Below are 17,529 nucleotides of genomic sequence, written 5' to 3'. Positions count from 1 at the left end.
GCCTATTCCTCCCTCGGCGCAGCCGGGGGAGGGGGACCGTTCGGCGTCAGCCGAAGGGTGGAGGGGGCGTTCCCGCACACGCCGAGCTCGCGCTAATCCTCCCCGTCGGCCAACCCCAGCGTTGCCACCTAGCTTTCGCGAGGCAGGATCGATCTACGGCAAGCGGTCCGCCAGTGCGCGGATCGCCTGTCCTTCGAACGCCGCGACCGTCTCGCCGTCGATCACGACGGCGCGCTCCGGCCGCAATACCGCTTCGTTCTGCAAGCCGTTGTCGAGCGCCAGCCAGGCCTGCACCGTCTGCTCCAGACTGGTCACCTCCGCCAATTCCGATCCGCCGCGGTCGACATTGGCCAGCACCGCGCTCATCCGCCAGTCGATGCCGCTCATGCGAGATCGTTCTCGCTGATCACCACCAGCGCCTGATCGGGATCGCGCGCCAGCGCATCGGCGGCCAGCGTCTGGATCCGCGCGCGGTGGCGCTGGAACAGCGGCATCGCGTCGAATGTCGCATCGCCGGCCAAGGCTTCCAGCACATCATAGCGCAACGCGAAGGCATAGCGCTCGCCGCTCGCCTCGCCGGCAAATTCGACCTGGCGGTCGGCGGTGTTGTCGAACACGCTCGCCGTGTCGATCGTAACGCGGTCTTCGGCCATCATTCGTTCCTTGCGTCGGGGGTAGGCCGCCGGTGGCGGCGATAGAACAGGGCGCCGATCCCCGCCGCGGCCATGGCGGCGGTCGCGGTCATCGCCGGGTGCAGCGCCGCGCGGGTGTAGGTGCTGGTCTGCCGCACCGCGGGATGCTCGCCGGACCGCACCCGGCCGGTATCGGTCGAGGCGAACAGATTGGCCGGCGCGGGCTGTGACTTGGCCGGATCGACGAAGCTCTTCGCTGCGATCGGCGCCAGACGTTCGAACAGGCGCGGAAAATGCGCGGCGAACAGCGCCTGCGCCCGTCCGGCACCGCCGACGGTAATGTCGCGCCTCGCGTGGGTGGCGCAGAACAGGATCGTGCGCGCCACGACCTCCGGCGCGTAGACGGGCGGCGGAATCTGCGCCTCGCCCGCCTCGTGGTTCACCGCATGCTGAGCGATGGGGGTATCGATCCCCGATGGCTTCACCAGCGTAACCGTGATCGGCACGTCGTCCGCAGCCAGTTCGATCCGCAGCGCCTCGACATAGGCTTTGATCGCATGTTTGCTCGCCGCATAGGCGCCCATGATCGGACTGGGCAGGTCGGATGCGATCGATCCGATCGTGATCAGGGTCCCGCCGCTGTCCCGCAGATAGGGGATCGCCGCCTGACAGCCGTTCACCACGCCGAAGTAATTCGTGTCGAACAGCGCGCGATGTTCGTCCAGCGGCAATCCGGCCAGCTTGCCGTAGATCGCACTGCCCGCCGCATTGACCCAGGTATCGATCCGACCGAACCGTTGCTGGGCATGGGCTGCCGCGGCGCGAACCGCGTCGGCATCGGTGACGTCCGCGGCGTAACAATCGGCGGTGCCGCCCGCCGCGGTGATCGTCCGTATGATCTCGCGCAGCGTCCCGTCGTCGCGCGCGACCAACATCACCCGCGCGCCCTGTTCCGCCGCCATCCGGGCGGTGGCGAGGCCGATCCCCGAGCTTGCGCCGGTCAGGACGATTACCTGGTCGGCTAAGGGTTTGGGCATGGCGGCCACGGTGATCTTCTCCTGACGGGGCATATGAACCCCAGCCCGTCCCGCGCGGTTCCGTTAACATTGTGTCATGAAGGGCGTATTGCTTGGCGGTCGTCGGGAACTCCGGCCGTGCACGGCGGGTTCGCGCCGCCATGACCGATCAGGACCGCCAGACCGCCGCGAGCAAATATCCCTTGCTCGCCCACCCCCATATCCAGCTGCATGGGACGGTCGACGACATGATGTACGCCCGCTTCAAGACGCAGCTGGCCGAGGCGCCGGTGGACGGGCCGCTCGTGGTGTCGCTGACCACGCTGGGCGGGGACCCTGAGATGGGGCGGGCGATGGGTGACGATATCCAGCTGCTGCGCGACTATACCGGGCGCGAGACGCTGTTTCTGGGCAAGGTCGCGGTCTATTCGGCGGGCGCGACCTTCATGGCGGCCTTCCCGGTCGAAAAGCGCTTTCTCACCCGGGGTACGCGCTTGATGCTGCACGAGCGTCTGATGAGCAGCAGCGTCCAGCTCTCCGGTCCGCTGACGACGCTGCCCGCGGTGCTGAAGGCGAAGCTGCATGAGATCGAGGAATCGATCAAGATTCAGGAGGAGGGGTTTCGCGAGATCGTGCGCGGATCGTCGGTCTCGTTCGAGGAGCTGTGCGAAAAGGCGCCTTCCAACTGGTATATCGAGGCGGAAGAGGCGCGGAGCCGTGGCCTGGTGCTCGACATCATCTGACGGTGCCAAAGGGGTTGCGTCCGCGGTCCGACAGGCATAACCGCAATTGCAGCATTTCGAAGGAGCGTCACGGCGATGGCCGAGTTCACCCTGCCCAAGAACAGCAAGGTCAAGGCGAAGGGCAAGGTCCATAAAGCGACCGGTGACGCCAAGCGGATCAAGACGTTCAAGGTCTACCGCTACGACCCCGACACGGGCGAGAACCCCCGCTACGACACGTTCGAGATCAACCTCGACGAATGTGGCCCGATGGTGCTCGACGCGCTGATCAAGATGAAGGCGGAGCAGGACAGCTCGCTCACCTTCCGCCGCTCGTGCCGTGAAGGCATTTGCGGATCGTGCTCGATGAACATCGATGGTCGCAACGGCCTCGCCTGCACCACGGCGATCGAGGACGTGAGGGGCGAGGTGAAGATCACCCCGCTGCCGTCGATGGACGTGATCAAGGATCTCGTCCCCGATTTCACGCACTTCTACGCGCAGTACAGCTCGATCAAGCCGTGGATGCAGACGGTCAGCCCGCCGCCCTCGGGCAAGGAGCGGCTGCAGTCGCCGGAGGATCGCGCGAAGCTCGACGGCCTTTACGAGTGCATCCTGTGCGCCTGCTGCTCGACGTCGTGCCCCAGCTATTGGTGGAATGCCGACAAGTTCCTGGGGCCGGCGATCCTGCTCCAGGCCTATCGCTGGCTGGCCGATAGCCGTGACGAAATGACGGGCGAGCGCCTCGATCAGCTGGAAGATCCCTTCCGCCTGTATCGCTGCCACACGATCATGAACTGCGCGAACACCTGCCCCAAGGGTCTCAACCCGGCCAAGGCGATCGCCGAGGTCAAGAAGATGGAAGCCGAGCGCATCCTGTAAGGATCGTGGACGCGCCGGAATCCCCCGTCTTCTCGTTCGACGACGATCCGGAGCTGCCCGGCTGGAAACGCTGGCAGCTTCGCTACGGGGGGCGGTTCAACTCGGCATTCGATCCGCTCCACGTTCGGGTGGAGGACGGTATCGCGCGCGTGCGGATTACGCCGCGCCGAGAGCATTCCAACATGCGCGACCATGTCCATGGCGGTGCGCTATTGGGGTTCATCGACATTGCGCTGTTCGCCGCGGCCCGCGGCCTGGGGGTGTTGCAGGCGGGCGGGGCGGTGACGCTCGATCTGTCCGCGCAGTTCATCGGCGGCAGCGCGATCGGCGAGCCCTTGGAGGCACGGATCGAGCTGCTCCGCGAGACCGGTCGGATGCTGTTCCTGCGCGGGCTGGTGGTGCAGGACGGATGGCCTACCGTCGCGAGCTTCACCGGCACCTTGCGCAAATCGACCCCGCCGCCGTCGTTGCGGTGATTTGCTATAACGTCGGTACTTCTCTCTTCGTCAACCCGGACGTGTTCCGGGGTCCACTCCGCGGCGAGGGGATTGGCTAGAGGCTCTAGCGCTACGCCCGCGGCCCGGTACATCCTTGAATACGTCCGGCGCGACGGTGGAGCGAATGGCCCGCGCAAAGACCATCACGAAAGCCTGACATGACCCAAGTCCTCGCCGCTTATGACGCGCTCATCGCCGCAGGCGAACTGCGCCCGGATGCGGAGCAGCGGGCCGCCGCCATCCGCCTCGATACGCTGGCCACCGAACTCGAAGCCCCGAAAAAGGCCGGCCTGTTCGCCCGCCTTACCGGCCGCGGCGGCACCGCGCCGCGCGGCGTCTATATGTTCGGCGATGTCGGGCGCGGCAAATCGATGCTGATGGACCTTTTCTTCGCGAACGTGGCGGTCGACCGGAAGCGCCGGGTTCACTTCTCGGAATTCATGCTCGAGGTTCACGGGCGCATCGCGATCGAGCGGCGCAAGGAAAGCGGCGATCCGATCGCCCCCGTCGCCGCAGCCCTCGCCGAGGAGACGCGGCTGCTGGCCTTCGACGAGATGATGGTCACCAACTCACCCGACGCGATGATCCTCAGTCGCCTGTTCACCGCGCTGATCGAGGCGGGCGTGACGATGGTCACGACCTCCAACCGCGCGCCGGGCGATCTCTATAAGAACGGCCTCAATCGCGAACACTTCCTGCCCTTCATCGCGTTGATCGAGGGGCGGCTGGACGTCGTGACGCTGAATGGTCCGATCGACTATCGCCGCGACCGGCTGGGCCAGCAGAACACCTGGCTGGTGCCCAACGGGCCGGAAGCGACCGCGAACCTGTCCGCGGCCTTCTTTCGCCTCACCGACCATGAGGTGACCGAGCCGATCCCCTCGGAGGATCTGGCCGTGCAGGGGCGTACGCTTCACGTGCCCAAGACGCTGAAGGGCGTCGCCGTCTTCTCGTTCAAGAAACTGTGCGGGGAAGCGCGGGGCGCGGCCGACTATCTCGCCATCGCCCGCCGCTATCACACCGTGATCCTCGTCGGCATTCCCCAGCTTGGCCCCGAAAACCGAAACGAGGCGGCACGCTTCGTCCAACTGATCGACGCGCTGTACGAACACAAAGTGAAGCTACTCGCCGCCGCAGACGCCGAACCGGATGCACTCTACCCCGAAGGCGATGGCCGTTTCGAATTCCAACGCACCGTCAGCCGCCTCGAAGAAATGCGATCCGAGACCTACCTGGCGCAGGGACACGGAGCAATCTGACGCGTGTGAGGCGTTCGCGAAGCCACGGTTCGGGTATTGCCGCGCACCAAAGGGCGAAACCCAGCGATAGTGCGCCAACCACCATCGATGCTAGACAATAAGGTGTCCCTGCCGCCGTCAGCCAAGCGATCACCACCGCCCCAGCGGCCTGATGGACTAGATAGAGTGGATAGGTCGCCATGCCGATGCGGGCGGCGTGCCTTGATGGCACTGTCCTAGCCATGGCGGGTTGGAGCCGTACCGCCAGCGCAACGACGACGACACCCGCGAGGAACACGGCGATCGGGAGGTACGGACCGATCGTCAGCTGGTAATCGCGTGCCACCGTTGTCGCCCGCACGACAATCTCGAAACAACACCCCCAAGCGAGCGCCAGAGAGAAGCCGGCAAGTTGCCACGACCAACTCTTGGTCGATAGACGATAGAGCACCGCGCCCAATGCGAAGAAGACGCCATGTGGCAGCAAGGTCAGCATGCGGGCACGCGTGGGAAAGGCGGGGTTGTCCGCGAAAGCAGCCTGCATCATCCAGTAATCTAGGCTGATAGCGCCTAGATATAGCACCGCCCTCCATACCCAACGATCGTTTCGCCTCAACGCGATGACTGTGGCGACCAATCCGTAGAAAACGATTTCTATGGCGAGGGTCCAGTAGGATCCGTCGATTTGGACGCCGATGGGCACGAAGGCCACCGCATCGACCCAGCCGTGCGCCACGGAACCGATATCGACGCCGGGGACCGTCAGTAGCAGCAAAGCGGTGGTGGTCGCGCAGATCCAGACGGCGGGGACGAGCCGCAGCACGCGCGCGCGGACGAACTGGCGCGTGTCGCGTCGTTCGGCCGTTCCGAGGATGACGTAGCCCGAAATAACGAAGAACAGCTCGACCCCGACCCACCCGAACCAGAGCCCGTTGACCGGCGCCGCGACGACGCCGGCAAGCGGGCGGGGCGGCGTGAGTGGAAAGGCGAAGCCGTAATGATATCCCACCACCATCGCCGCGCACGCAAAGCGGAGCACGTCGATCGCGGACAGGGCGCGATCCGGGCGGGAGGGCTGCGACATCACGCGCCCGCGGTATCGCAGAAGGGTTAACAACCCGCTCCGAAATCCAGCCCCATCCGCTTTATCGCTATTGCGAACCGTTATCGTCGATAAATCCGGCGAGCGAGTTTTAGGTGGTTGTGCCCCTGCCGTAACAGGCCTATGCGGCATGACCAATCACGCCTCGCCCCGTTGGGGCCAATGGAGTAGGATTGGAATGGCTCGCAAGAAGATCGCGCTGATCGGCGCCGGCAACATCGGCGGCACGCTCGCGCACCTCGCCGCGCTCAAGGGGCTGGGCGATATCGTCCTGTTCGACGTCGTCGAGGGTGTTCCCCAGGGCAAGGCACTCGACCTGTCGCAGTGCGGCCCGGTCGAGGGTTTCGACGCGAACATCAAGGGTTCCAACGACTACGCCGATATCGCGGACGCGGACGTCATCATCGTCACCGCCGGTGTCGCGCGCAAGCCCGGCATGAGCCGCGACGACCTGCTCGGCATCAACCTGAAGGTGATGAAGGCGGTCGGCGAGGGCATCCGCGACAACGCTCCCCACGCCTTCGTCATCTGCATCACCAACCCGCTCGACGCGATGGTCTGGGCGCTGCGCGAATTTTCGGGCCTCCCGGCGAACAAGGTCGTCGGCATGGCGGGCGTGCTCGACTCGGCGCGCTTCTCGCACTTCCTCGCCGAGGAGTTCGGCGTGTCGGTGAAGGACGTGAACACCTTCGTGCTCGGCGGCCACGGCGACACCATGGTCCCGGTGCTCGAATATTCGACCGTCAGCGGCATCCCGGTCAGCGACCTGATCGAGATGGGCTTCTCGACCAAGGAAAAGGTCGACGAGATCGTCAAGCGTACCCGCGGCGGCGGCGGCGAGATCGTCGCGCTGCTCAAGACCGGCTCGGCCTATTATGCGCCCGCCACCAGCGGCATCGCGATGGCCGAGGCGTATCTCTACGATCAGAAGCGCATCCTGCCTGCGGCCGCGCACCTGTCGGGTGAATATGGCATCGACAACCTCTATGTCGGCGTCCCCGTCGTGATCGGTGCCGGTGGCGTCGAGAAGGTCGTCGAGGTCAAGCTGTCGGACGAGGCGAAGGCGAACCTTCAGGTGTCGGTGGACGCGGTGAAGGAGCTGCTGGTCGCCTGCAAGGGTATCGACAGCACGCTGAACTAATGGCGATCTTCACGCTCCGTTGTGCTCCCGCGAAGGCGGGAGCCCAGTACTGGGTCCCCGCCTTCGCGGGAGCACATGGAGTCGTAGGATGACCAAAATCGGCTATGTCTACATCATGGCGAGCCGACTGAACGGAACGATATATTTAGGTGTCACGAGCGATCTGGCGAAGCGGGCCTATCACCACCGCAATGCCCTGATCGACGGGTTTACCAAGATATACGGTTGCAGGCTTCTGGTCTGGTATGAGGCCCATGACGAACTGGACAGTGCGCGGCTTCGCGAACGCCAGCTTAAGAAGTGGAACCGGGACTGGAAGCTGCGGCTGATCGAAGACAAGAATCCGGATTGGCTCGACCTGTACGAGTCATTGTTTTGAGCGATCGTGCTCCCGCGCAGGCGGGAGCCCAGGACTGGGTCCCCGCCTTCGCGGGGACACAAGGGAGTTGGGAGCTAAGATGAGCATCCTCGTCAACAAGAACACCAAGGTCATCACCCAGGGCATGACGGGTGAAACCGGCACGTTCCACACCCAGCAGGCGCTGGCGTATGGCACGCAGATGGTCGGCGGCGTGACGCCGGGCAAGGGCGGCACCGAGCATATCGGCCTGCCGGTCTTCAACACCGTCGCCGAAGCCAAGTCGAAGACGGGCGCCGATGCGTCGGTCATCTACGTGCCGCCGCCCTTCGCGGCCGACTCCATCCTGGAAGCGATCGACGCCGAGATCCCGCTGATCGTCGCGATCACCGAAGGCATTCCGGTCCTCGACATGGTCAAGGTGAAGCGCGCCCTGTCGGGTTCCAAGTCGCGCCTGATCGGCCCGAACTGCCCGGGCGTGCTGACGCCGGGTGAGTGCAAGATCGGCATCATGCCGGGTTCGATCTTCAAGAAGGGCTCGGTCGGCGTCGTCTCGCGCTCGGGTACGCTGACCTATGAGGCGGTGTTCCAGACCTCGAACGCTGGCCTGGGTCAGACGACCGCGGTCGGCATCGGCGGCGACCCCGTCAACGGCACCAACTTCATCGACGTGCTGGAGCTGTTCCTGGCCGATGACGAGACCCAGTCGATCATCATGATCGGCGAGATCGGCGGCGATGCGGAGGAGCAGGCGGCGCAGTTCCTGATCGACGAGGCGAAGCGCGGTCGCAAGAAGCCGATGGCGGGCTTCATCGCGGGTCGTACGGCGCCTCCGGGCCGTCGCATGGGCCATGCCGGCGCGATCGTGTCGGGTGGCAAGGGCGATGCGGAAAGCAAGATCGCGGCGATGGAAGCGGCCGGGATCAAGGTCGCGGCGTCGCCGAGCGAGCTGGGTTCGACCCTGCTGCAGGTGCTGAACAAGTAAATTCCCTCTCCCGGCGGGAGAGGGAGGGAGCGGCAGAGCCGCGGAAGGGTGAGGGCGGTAGCCTTCCCCTCGACCCTCACCCTCCCACCGCTCTGACGAGCGGCGGGCCCCTCCCTCTCCCGGTGGGAGAGGGGATTAGGAAGAAGACCATGGGCTACGAAGGTCAGGATTTCGGCGATATCGCGGCGGGCGTCAGCCCGGCGTTCATCGAGGCGCTCTATGCCAAATATCAGGCCGACCAGTCATCGGTCGATCTGGGCTGGCGCAGCTTCTTCGAAGGCCTGGAGGCCGGCACCGGCGGCCCGAGCTGGACCAACAAGCGCTGGCCGCTGACCACGACCGACGACCTGACCGCGGGGCTCGACCCGACGCAGATGGAGCCCGCGCCCAAACCCGCGAAGGGCGGCGGCAAGCCCGCGCCGGCGGCCGGCGCCGCCCCGTCCAAAGAGGACATCATCAAGGCGGCGGGCGACGCGATCCGCGCGCAGCTGCTGGTCCGTACCTATCGCGTCCGTGGCCATCTTGCCGCCAATCTCGATCCGCTCGGCCTGTCGCACCGCGACATGCCGGAGGATTTGCGCACCGAATATCACGGCTTCACCGATGCCGATATCGATCGCCCGGTCTACCTCGGCGGAACGCTCGGGTTCGAATGGGCGACCGTGCGCGAGCTGGTCGATACGCTGCGCCGCAATTACTGCGGCAACGTCGGCCTTGAGTACATGCACATCGTCGATGTCGAGGAGCGCCGCTTCCTGCAGGACCGCATGGAGGGCAAAGACAAGGCGATCGAGTTCAGCGTCGACGGCAAGCGCGCGATCCTGAGCAAGGTCATCGAGGCCGAGCAGTGGGAAAAGTTCCTCGGCAAGAAGTATGTCGGGACCAAGCGCTTCGGCCTCGACGGCGGCGAAAGCATGATCCCGGCGCTGGAAAGCGTCATCAAGTACGGCGGCCAGGCCGGCGTGCGCGAGATCGTATACGGCATGGCCCACCGCGGCCGCCTGAACGTGCTCGCCAATGTCATGGCGAAGCCGCTGCGCGTCATCTTCCACGAGTTCGCCGGCGGTTCGGCGCAGCCCGACGAGATCGGCGGTTCGGGTGACGTGAAGTATCACCTCGGCACTTCGACCGACCGTGAGTTCGACGGGCACAAGGTGCATATGTCGCTGGTCGCCAATCCGTCGCACCTCGAGGCAGCGGACCCGGTCGTGCTCGGCAAGACGCGTGCGATCCAGACGATCGCCAACGACCTCAAGGAACACAGCGCCTCGCTGCCCGTGCTGATCCACGGCGACGCGGCGTTCGCGGGCCAGGGCATCGTGTGGGAATGCCTCGGCTTCTCCGGCATCCGTGGTTACAACACCGGCGGCTGCGTCCACTTCATCATCAACAATCAGGTGGGCTTTACCACCAGCCCGCAGTTCGCGCGGTCGTCGCCCTATCCGTCGGATGTGGCCAAGGGCGTGCAGGCGCCGGTCTTCCACGTCAACGGCGACGATCCCGAGGCGGTGACCTTCGCCACCAAGATGGCGATCGAATTCCGCCAAAAGTTCCATCGCGACATCGTGATCGACATGTGGTGCTATCGCCGCTTCGGTCATAACGAGGGCGACGAGCCGGGCTTCACGCAGCCGCTGATGTACAACAAGATCCGTTCGCACCCCGGCGTCAGCGAAATCTACGGCAAGCGCCTGATCCAGGAAGGCGTGATCGACCAGGCGTGGATGGACGAGAAGGTCCACCAGTTCACGACGCTGCTGGAAGGCGAGTTCGAGGCGGGCGCGAGCTACAAGCCGAACAAGGCGGACTGGTTCGCGGGTCGCTGGACCGGCCTGTCGGCGCCGACCGACGGCGGCACTGAGCGGCGCAACGTCGAAACGGGCATCGAGATGAAGCTGTTCGACGCGCTGGGTCGTACGCTGACGACGGTGCCGGAGGGCATCCAGATCCACAAGACGCTGGGCCGCGTGCTCGACGCCAAGCGGCAGATGTTCAAGACCGGCGAGAATTTCGACTGGGCGACCGGCGAGGCATTGGCCTTCGGTTCGCTGCTGTCGGAAGGCTATGGCGTGCGCCTATCGGGTCAGGATTCGGGTCGTGGCACGTTCAGCCAGCGCCACGCGGTGTGGGTCGACCAGACCGACGAGCACAAGTATGTGCCGTTGACGACGGTGGAGCATGGCCGGTTCGAGGTGCTGGACAGCCCGCTCTCCGAATATGGCGTGCTCGGGTTCGAATATGGCTACGCGCTGGCGGACCCCAAGACGCTTGTCATGTGGGAGGCGCAGTTCGGCGACTTCGTCAACGGCGCGCAGATCATGATCGACCAGTTCATCGCGAGCGGTGAAGCCAAGTGGCTGCGCGCCAACGGCCTGGTGATGCTGCTGCCGCATGGCTACGAAGGGCAGGGGCCGGAGCATAGCTCGGCGCGTCCCGAGCGCTTCCTGCAGCTGTGTGCGCAGGACAATATCCAGGTGGCGAACTGCACCACCCCGGCCAACTACTTCCACCTGCTGCGCCGGCAGATGCACCGCAACTTCCGCAAGCCGCTGATCGTGATGACGCCGAAGTCGCTGCTCCGCCACAAGCTGGCGGTGTCGACGGCGGCCGAGTTCCAGGGCGACAGCCACTTCAAGCGCATCCTGTCCGACACCAATGGTGCGGCGGATGCCGATACGACGCGGCTGGTGCTGTGTACGGGCAAGGTCGCCTACGACCTGATCGAGGCTCGTAACGCCGCGGGCGATACCGGCACGCAGATTGTGCGGATCGAGCAACTCTATCCGTTCCCGGGCGATGCGCTCGCCCGCCGGATCGCGCGGATGCCGAACCTCAAGGACGTGGTCTGGGCGCAGGAAGAGCCGAAGAACAATGGGTACTGGTTCTTCGTCGAGCCGCTGATCGAGGAATCGCTGGCTCAGGCGCAGTGCGCGGTGAAGCGTGCCCGCTACGCGGGTCGTGCGGCGGCGGCGTCGCCCGCCACGGGTCTGATGAAGCGGCACACCGCCGAGCAGGGCGCGCTGGTCGCCGATGCGCTTGGCCATAATGTGCGCGAGGAAATCCGCCGGACCCGCAGCGAGGGCTCCACCACCACCGCCCGGCCGACCCAGTCCCCGAGCAGCTAACCACTTTCCCCGTTGAAGACCCCCTCCCCGGGGAGAAGGATGCAAGAGATGGCAACCGAAGTCACCGTTCCCGTTCTGGGCGAATCGATCACCGAAGCCACCGTCGGCGAATGGCTGAAGCAGCCCGGCGACCCCGTGAAGGCCGATGAGCCGATCGCGAGCCTTGAGACCGACAAGGTGTCGGTGGAAGTGCCCTCGCCGGTCGCCGGCGTGATGGGTCAGCATGCGGTGCAGGTTGGCGATACTGTGCAGGTCGGCGCGATGCTCGCGACGATCGAGGCGGGCGGTGGTGCGGCGGCGGCGCCTGCCGCTGCGCCGGCTCCGGCGGTGACCCCGGCTGCGCCTGCTCCGGCCGCTGCGGCACCGGCTGCGGCGCCTGAGGCATCGAGCGACTCGCCGGCGGCGCTGTCGCCGTCGGTTCGTCGTGCCGTGCTGGAATACGGACTTGATCCCGCGTCGATCACCGGCACCGGCAAGGACGGTCGCATTACCAAGGAAGACGTGGCCGCTGCCGCCGCTGCGAAGCCGGCCGCGACGGCGCAGGCGCCCGCTGCTGCTGCTCCGGCTGCCGCCGCTGCGGGCGGCCGCAAGGAAGAGCGCGTCAAGATGACGCGCCTGCGCCAGACGATCGCCAAGCGCCTGAAGGAAGCGCAGAACACCGCCGCGATGCTGACGACGTTCAACGACGTCGACATGACCGCGGTGATCGAGGCGCGTGCCAAGTATAAGGACCTGTTCGAGAAGAAGCACGGCGTCCGCCTGGGCTTCATGGGCTTCTTCGTGAAGGCGGCCACGATGGCGCTGAAGGACATTCCGTCCGTCAACGCCTCGATCGAGGGCGATGAGATCGTTTATCACGACTATGCCGATATCTCGGTCGCCGTATCGGCGCCGAACGGCCTGGTCGTGCCGGTCATCCGCGATGCGCAGGACCTGTCGGTCGCGGGCATCGAGAAGACGATCGGCGACTTCGGCCGCCGCGCCAAGGACGGCACGCTGAAGATGGACGAGATGAAGGGCGGCACCTTCACCATCTCCAACGGCGGTGTGTTCGGCTCGCTGATGTCGACCCCGATCATCAACCCGCCGCAGTCGGCGGTGCTGGGCCTCCATCGGATCGAGGATCGCCCGGTCGTGGTGAACGGCCAGGTCGTGGTGCGTCCGATGATGTATCTGGCGCTGTCGTATGACCACCGTCTAATCGATGGCCGCGAGGCGGTGACCTTCCTCGTCGCGCTGAAGAATGCGATCGAGGATCCGACGCGCATTCTGATCGACCTGTAAGTATCTATATAGACACGTCACCCCGGCGGAGGCCGGGGTCTTTCGCGGGGAGCATCGCTTCCTGCCGCACGAGATGCCAGCGTCCGCTGGCATGACGGTTGGAGGAAATGATGGCAGACTACGACTATGACGTCCTCGTGATCGGTGCCGGCCCTGGCGGCTATGTCGCGGCGATCCGCGCGGCGCAGCTGGGGCTGAAGACCGCCTGCGCCGAGGCGCGCGAGACGCTGGGCGGGACCTGCCTGAACGTCGGCTGCATTCCGTCGAAGGCGATGCTGCACGCATCGGAATATTTCGATGCGGCAGCCAATGGCGCGATGGCCAAGATGGGCATCAAGGTGACGCCCGAGCTGGACCTGGACGCGATGCACGGCCAGCGCCGCGACGCGGTGAAGCAGCTGACCGGCGGCATCGAATATCTGTTCAAGAAGAACAAGGTGACGTGGCTGAAGGGCCATGCGCGCTTCACCGGTAAGGACAGCGTCGAGGTCGCGGGCCAGACGGTGCGCGCCAAGAACATCGTGATCGCGACCGGCTCGTCGGTCACGCCGCTGCCGGGCGTGACGGTCGACCAGAAGGTCGTCGTCGACAGCACCGGCGCGCTCGAGCTGCCGAAGGTGCCCGAGCATATGGTCGTCATCGGCGGCGGTGTGATCGGCCTGGAGCTGGGCAGCGTGTGGCGCCGCCTGGGTGCGAAGGTGACGGTGGTCGAATATCTCGACCAGATCCTGCCGGGCTTCGATGGCGACGTGCGCAAGGAAGCGCAGAAGATCTTCAAGAAGCAGGGCATGGAGTTCAAGCTGTCGACCAAGGTGACGGGCGTCACCGTGGCGGGCGACACCGCGACCCTGACCGTCGAGCCCGCCGCGGGTGGCGCGGCCGAGACGATCACCGCCGATGCCGTGCTGCTGGCGATCGGTCGTAAGCCGAACACCGATGGCCTGAACCTCGAAGCCGCGGGCCTGTCGGTCAACGGCCGTGGACAGGTGGAGATCGACCACGACTTCGCGACCAGCGTGGCCGGTATCTGGGCGATCGGCGACGTCGCACCCGGCCTGATGCTCGCGCACAAGGCCGAGGACGAGGGCATTGCGGTCGCCGAGAACATCGCTGGCCTGACCGGCATCGTGAACCACGATGTGATCCCGAGCGTCGTCTACACGATGCCCGAGTTCGCCGGTGTCGGTCTGACCGAGGAAGCGGCCAAGGCCAAGGGCGAGATCAAGGTCGGCAAGTTCCCGATGATGGCGAACAGCCGCGCCAAGACCAACCACGAGCCGGACGGCTTCGTGAAGATCATCGCCGATGCGAAGACCGATCGCGTCGTCGGCGTCTGGGCGATCGCCAGCGTCGCCGGCACGATGATCGCGCAGGCAGCGCAGGCCATGGAGTTCGGCGCGACCAGCGAGGATATCGCCTACACGTGCCACGCCCACCCCACGCATTCCGAGGCGATCAAGGAAGCGGCGATGGCGGTGACGGGCAAGCCGATCCACATCTGATGTCGGACGGCGAGGGAGCAGAGCGTTCCCGCGCCGATCTGGAGGCCGAATGGCTGGAGCTGACGCGCGGGACCTTACCGGGTCTCGCGCGTTCGCGTGTCTGGCCGGTGCGGGCGGATCATTGCTTCCAGCGGATCTTGCTCGACGCGGTCGTCGGCGGGGTGTGGTATGATGCGGTTGCCGGACGGCCGGCGTATCGGTGTATCGATGGCGGGCTGCTAGCGCGGGCGGTGGCGTTGGGGCACGACGTCGTGGAGGGGTGGGCCGACCTAGCGGCGCTGAATCGACAATCGCTGGCGTGGCGGCGTGCGCGGAAGGGAAACCCCACACGCTCCGTCACTCCGGACTTGGTCCGGATTCCACCGGGCCGCGGGGGTAGCGTTTGAGCCTCCTGCCGTCCCGCTCGCCGCGGAGTGGACCCCGGAACGAGTCCGGGGTGACGGGGTGTTTGGGACGAGCGATGCGCGGGGAGGGGAGCCCCACACACTCCGTCACTCCGGACTTGGTCCGGACTCCACCGGGCCGCGGGGGTCGCGTTTAAGCCTTCTGCCGTCCCCCTCGCCGTGGAGTGGACCCCGGAACGAGTCCGGGGTGACGGGGTGTTTGGGGTAAGCGACGCGCGGAAGGGAAGCCCCACACGCGCCGTCACTCCGGACTTGGTCCGGAGTCCACCGGGCCGCGGGGGCCGCGTTTGAGCCTCCTGCCGTCCCCCTCGCCGCGGAGTGGACCCCGGAACGAGTCCGGGGTGACAGGGTGTTTGGGGCAAGCGATGCGCGGGGAGGGGAGCGGGGTGGCGGGGGAGTGGGGTAAGCGATCAGGCTGCCAGTTGGGTTTTCGCGATGCCCCGGATCATGTCTGCCGCCTTCTCCGCAATCATGATCGTCGGCGCGTTGGTGTTGCCGCTGACAAGGCTCGGCATCACCGAGGCATCCACCACGCGCAGGCCCGCGATGCCGCGCACTCGTAGCTGACCGTCCACCACTGCCATCGGGTCGCCTTCCGCCCCCATCTTGCAGGTGCCGATCGGGTGATAGATCGTCTCCGCCGTCTGGCGGACCCAGGCGTCGATCGCGGCATCGCCCCGTACGTCCGGCCCAGGTGCCAGTTCGGCGTCACGATAAGGATCGAGCGCCACCTGCGCCACTACGTCCCGGCCGATCGTCACCGCTTCACGTAGGACGCGGCGGTCTTCGGGCGTGCTGAGGTAATTCGCCTCGATCAGCGGATCGGCCAATGGGTCATCCGACACCAAACCGATGCGTCCGCGGCTTTCGGGGCGAAGCTGGCAGAGGTGGAGCGAGAAGCCGTCTTCGGTCGCCTTGACCTTGCCGTGGTCGCGCATGATCGCGAGCACCGCGTGAATTTGAATGTCCGGGTGGTCGAGGCCCTCACGCGAGGGGATGAAGGCGCCGGCTTCGAGAAAGTTCTGGCGCCCGACGCCCTTGCCGGTCAGCGCATAGCGGAGGCCGACGCCGAGTTGCCGCAGGCCCTTCACTTCGCTGAACACCGTGCGCAGGCCGCGGCTGCGCCAGTTCATGATGACGTCGAGATGATCCTGCAGGTTGCGCCCGACACCGGGTAGCTCATGCACCGTCTTGATACCGACGCCGCGCAGGTGCGCGGGATCGCCGATGCCCGACAGCTGTAGCAATTGCGGCGACTGGACTGCGCCCGTACACAGCAGGATTTCGCCGGAGGCGGTTGCCCGGCGCGGCTCGCGCCCGACCATATAGTCGACCGCGACCGCCCGGCCGCCCTGCACGTCGATCCGCGTGGTGCGCGCATCCGTCGCGATCGTCAGGTTCGGTCGGGCTAATGCGGGGAACAGATACGCCTCCGCCGCGGTCCAGCGCCGGCCGTTGGCGATGGTCAGGTCATAGGGGCCGAAGCCTTCGGGATGCGCGCCGTTGAAATCGTCGGTGATCGGATAGCCGGCCTGTCGCCCCGCGGCGATGAAGGCGGCGTTGAACGGGCTGTCGCTTTCGCCCGGCGAGACGCGCAGCGGGCCATCGGTCCCGTGCAGCGGCCCGCTGCGATGGTGCCCCTCCAGCTTGCGGAAATAGGGGAGGACGTCATCCCAGCCCCACCCGGCAAGGCCGGATTGCGCCCAGCGATCGTAATCGCGCGGATGGCCCCGCGAATAGATCATGCCGTTGATCGCCGAGCTGCCGCCCAGCCCCTTGCCGCGCGGCCACCACAGGCGCCGGTTGTCGAGGTGCGGTTCGGGCGCGGTCCAGAAGCCCCAATTGTGCTTGCTCTTCGTCTTGATCAATTCGCCGACGCCGGCCGGCATGCGGACGAGCAAGTCTCGATTGTGGCCACCGGCTTCGATCAGCAGCACGCGGACTGCGGGGTCTTCGGACAGGCGCGCCGCCATGACGCAGCCGGCCGAGCCGCCCCCTATGACGATATAGTCGAAGCCTTGGTCTGCCATGCTCTCTCCTCCTGCGCGGCCGTTTCGACCGTCGCATCCGTGGGTGTGCAGAGGAGCGCGATCAGCTCCTCCATCAATGCGGGCCGATCGAGATCGGGCGCGTGGACCTTGCCGAGCCCCAGCGTCATCAGCGCATAGCCGCGCACGCGTGCCTGATAAGGCGTGAGGCCGTTCGCCTCGAGGCAATGCGACAGGAAGGCGAGGACCTGCGCGTCGTTCCGTTCGACCGCAGCCTGCGCACGGTGATCGCTTTCGGCCCAGGCGCGCATCGCGAGTGAGAGACGGAACAGCCCCCGCCGGCGGACGATCTCGGCGAGCAGGCGGATGCGATCGACGGGATTTCGCTCCGCGTTCATGATCGTGTCGAGGATGCTGGCAAGATGCTCGCCCGCGAAATAGTCCGCCAGCCGGCCCTGATAGGCGTCGAAGTCGGTGAAATGGTGATAGAAGCTGCCGGTCGAAACGTTCAGCTCCGTGGCGAGCCGACGCAGCTTTAGCGCCCGCAGCCCGCCCCGCCGCAGAAGTGACTGTCCCGCCTCCAGCCAATCGCGTGGCGTAAGGTCCGTCGCGCGGAGCGTCCGGTCGGGGGCGGCGGTGGCCATAACCGATGT

General features: G+C 66.0%; 16 protein-coding genes. 10 read left to right on the top strand and 6 right to left on the bottom strand.

Going from position 1 to position 17,529, the window contains the following annotated elements; all coding sequences use genetic code 11:
• Window positions 1-153 precede the first annotated feature (153 nt).
• From SPHME3_RS0113230 to SPHME3_RS0113220, 3 genes are read right to left on the bottom strand one after another with little or no spacing between them, the layout of a single operon-like run.
• Window positions 154-387 carry a hypothetical protein gene (locus SPHME3_RS0113230; RefSeq protein WP_017978720.1) on the bottom strand — a complete coding sequence of 78 codons (234 nt, stop codon included), beginning with the start codon at window positions 385-387 and terminating at the stop codon, window positions 154-156.
• Window positions 384-656: a DUF1488 family protein gene (locus SPHME3_RS0113225; RefSeq protein WP_226341768.1), complete on the bottom strand. Its 273-nt coding sequence runs from the start codon at window positions 654-656 to the stop codon at window positions 384-386. Before SPHME3_RS0113225 ends, SPHME3_RS0113230 begins: the two co-directional genes overlap by 4 nt.
• A complete protein-coding gene (locus SPHME3_RS0113220) occupies window positions 653-1,669 on the bottom strand; it encodes an SDR family oxidoreductase (protein ID WP_231292009.1) in 1,017 nt (338 codons plus the stop codon). Before SPHME3_RS0113220 ends, SPHME3_RS0113225 begins: the two co-directional genes overlap by 4 nt.
• Window positions 1,670-1,809: 140 nt before the next feature.
• On the opposite strand from SPHME3_RS0113220, the gene SPHME3_RS0113215 reads away from it, so the two are divergent.
• The 4 genes from SPHME3_RS0113215 to zapE all read left to right on the top strand — a co-directional run bounded on the left by SPHME3_RS0113215 (window position 1,810) and on the right by zapE (window position 5,008).
• Complete coding sequence (locus SPHME3_RS0113215; protein WP_017978723.1) at window positions 1,810-2,391, top strand: ClpP family protease; 582 nt, start codon at window positions 1,810-1,812, stop codon at window positions 2,389-2,391.
• 75 nt (window positions 2,392-2,466) lie between these two features.
• On the top strand, window positions 2,467-3,252 hold the full coding sequence (locus SPHME3_RS0113210; RefSeq protein ID WP_017978724.1) for a succinate dehydrogenase iron-sulfur subunit: 786 nt from the start codon (window positions 2,467-2,469) through the stop codon (window positions 3,250-3,252).
• A 5-nt stretch (window positions 3,253-3,257) separates the two neighbouring features.
• Window positions 3,258-3,728 carry a PaaI family thioesterase gene (locus SPHME3_RS0113205; protein ID WP_017978725.1) on the top strand — a complete coding sequence of 157 codons (471 nt, stop codon included), beginning with the start codon at window positions 3,258-3,260 and terminating at the stop codon, window positions 3,726-3,728.
• Between the two features lie 179 nt (window positions 3,729-3,907).
• Complete coding sequence (gene zapE, locus SPHME3_RS0113200) at window positions 3,908-5,008, top strand: cell division protein ZapE (protein WP_017978726.1); 1,101 nt, start codon at window positions 3,908-3,910, stop codon at window positions 5,006-5,008.
• Here the strand turns inward: zapE and SPHME3_RS0113195 are convergent.
• The gene (locus SPHME3_RS0113195) at window positions 4,947-6,071 is read right to left on the bottom strand and encodes an acyltransferase family protein (protein ID WP_017978727.1); all 1,125 of its coding nucleotides are present in this window, start codon (window positions 6,069-6,071) and stop codon (window positions 4,947-4,949) included. The genes zapE and SPHME3_RS0113195 overlap by 62 nt on opposite strands.
• Window positions 6,072-6,267: 196 nt before the next feature.
• Between SPHME3_RS0113195 and mdh the strand changes: the two genes are divergently transcribed.
• The 6 genes from mdh (at window position 6,268) to lpdA (ending at window position 14,484) form a co-directional block, all read left to right on the top strand.
• Window positions 6,268-7,230, top strand: coding sequence for a malate dehydrogenase (mdh, locus tag SPHME3_RS0113190; protein WP_017978728.1), 963 nt, complete (start codon window positions 6,268-6,270; stop codon window positions 7,228-7,230).
• Window positions 7,231-7,318: 88 nt separating this feature from the next.
• Window positions 7,319-7,609: a GIY-YIG nuclease family protein gene (locus SPHME3_RS0113185; protein WP_017978729.1), complete on the top strand. Its 291-nt coding sequence runs from the start codon at window positions 7,319-7,321 to the stop codon at window positions 7,607-7,609.
• Window positions 7,610-7,688: 79 nt separating this feature from the next.
• Window positions 7,689-8,573: a succinate--CoA ligase subunit alpha gene (sucD, locus tag SPHME3_RS0113180; protein ID WP_017978730.1), complete on the top strand. Its 885-nt coding sequence runs from the start codon at window positions 7,689-7,691 to the stop codon at window positions 8,571-8,573.
• Window positions 8,574-8,722: 149 nt separating this feature from the next.
• The gene (locus SPHME3_RS0113175; protein ID WP_017978731.1) at window positions 8,723-11,698 is read left to right on the top strand and encodes a 2-oxoglutarate dehydrogenase E1 component; all 2,976 of its coding nucleotides are present in this window, start codon (window positions 8,723-8,725) and stop codon (window positions 11,696-11,698) included.
• 48 nt (window positions 11,699-11,746) lie between these two features.
• Window positions 11,747-12,982, top strand: a complete 1,236-nt coding sequence (odhB, locus tag SPHME3_RS0113170; protein ID WP_017978732.1) for a 2-oxoglutarate dehydrogenase complex dihydrolipoyllysine-residue succinyltransferase — start codon at window positions 11,747-11,749, stop codon at window positions 12,980-12,982.
• Window positions 12,983-13,092: 110 nt separating this feature from the next.
• A complete protein-coding gene (gene lpdA, locus SPHME3_RS0113165; protein ID WP_024310536.1) occupies window positions 13,093-14,484 on the top strand; it encodes a dihydrolipoyl dehydrogenase in 1,392 nt (463 codons plus the stop codon).
• A gap of 814 nt (window positions 14,485-15,298) precedes the next feature.
• Here lpdA and SPHME3_RS0113155 read toward each other — a convergent pair.
• Window positions 15,299-16,918 (bottom strand): choline dehydrogenase, encoded by a 1,620-nt coding sequence (locus SPHME3_RS0113155; RefSeq protein ID WP_026189081.1) that lies wholly within the window; start codon window positions 16,916-16,918, stop codon window positions 15,299-15,301.
• Window positions 16,885-17,520, bottom strand: coding sequence for a TetR/AcrR family transcriptional regulator (locus tag SPHME3_RS0113150; protein ID WP_017978736.1), 636 nt, complete (start codon window positions 17,518-17,520; stop codon window positions 16,885-16,887). The genes SPHME3_RS0113155 and SPHME3_RS0113150 overlap by 34 nt, the downstream gene beginning before the upstream one ends.
• Window positions 17,521-17,529 lie beyond the last annotated feature (9 nt).

The sequence above is a fragment of the Sphingomonas melonis DAPP-PG 224 genome, assembly GCF_000379045.1.
Lineage (GTDB): Bacteria > Pseudomonadota > Alphaproteobacteria > Sphingomonadales > Sphingomonadaceae > Sphingomonas > Sphingomonas aquatilis.
This window is presented reverse-complemented; position numbering and strand designations above follow the sequence as displayed.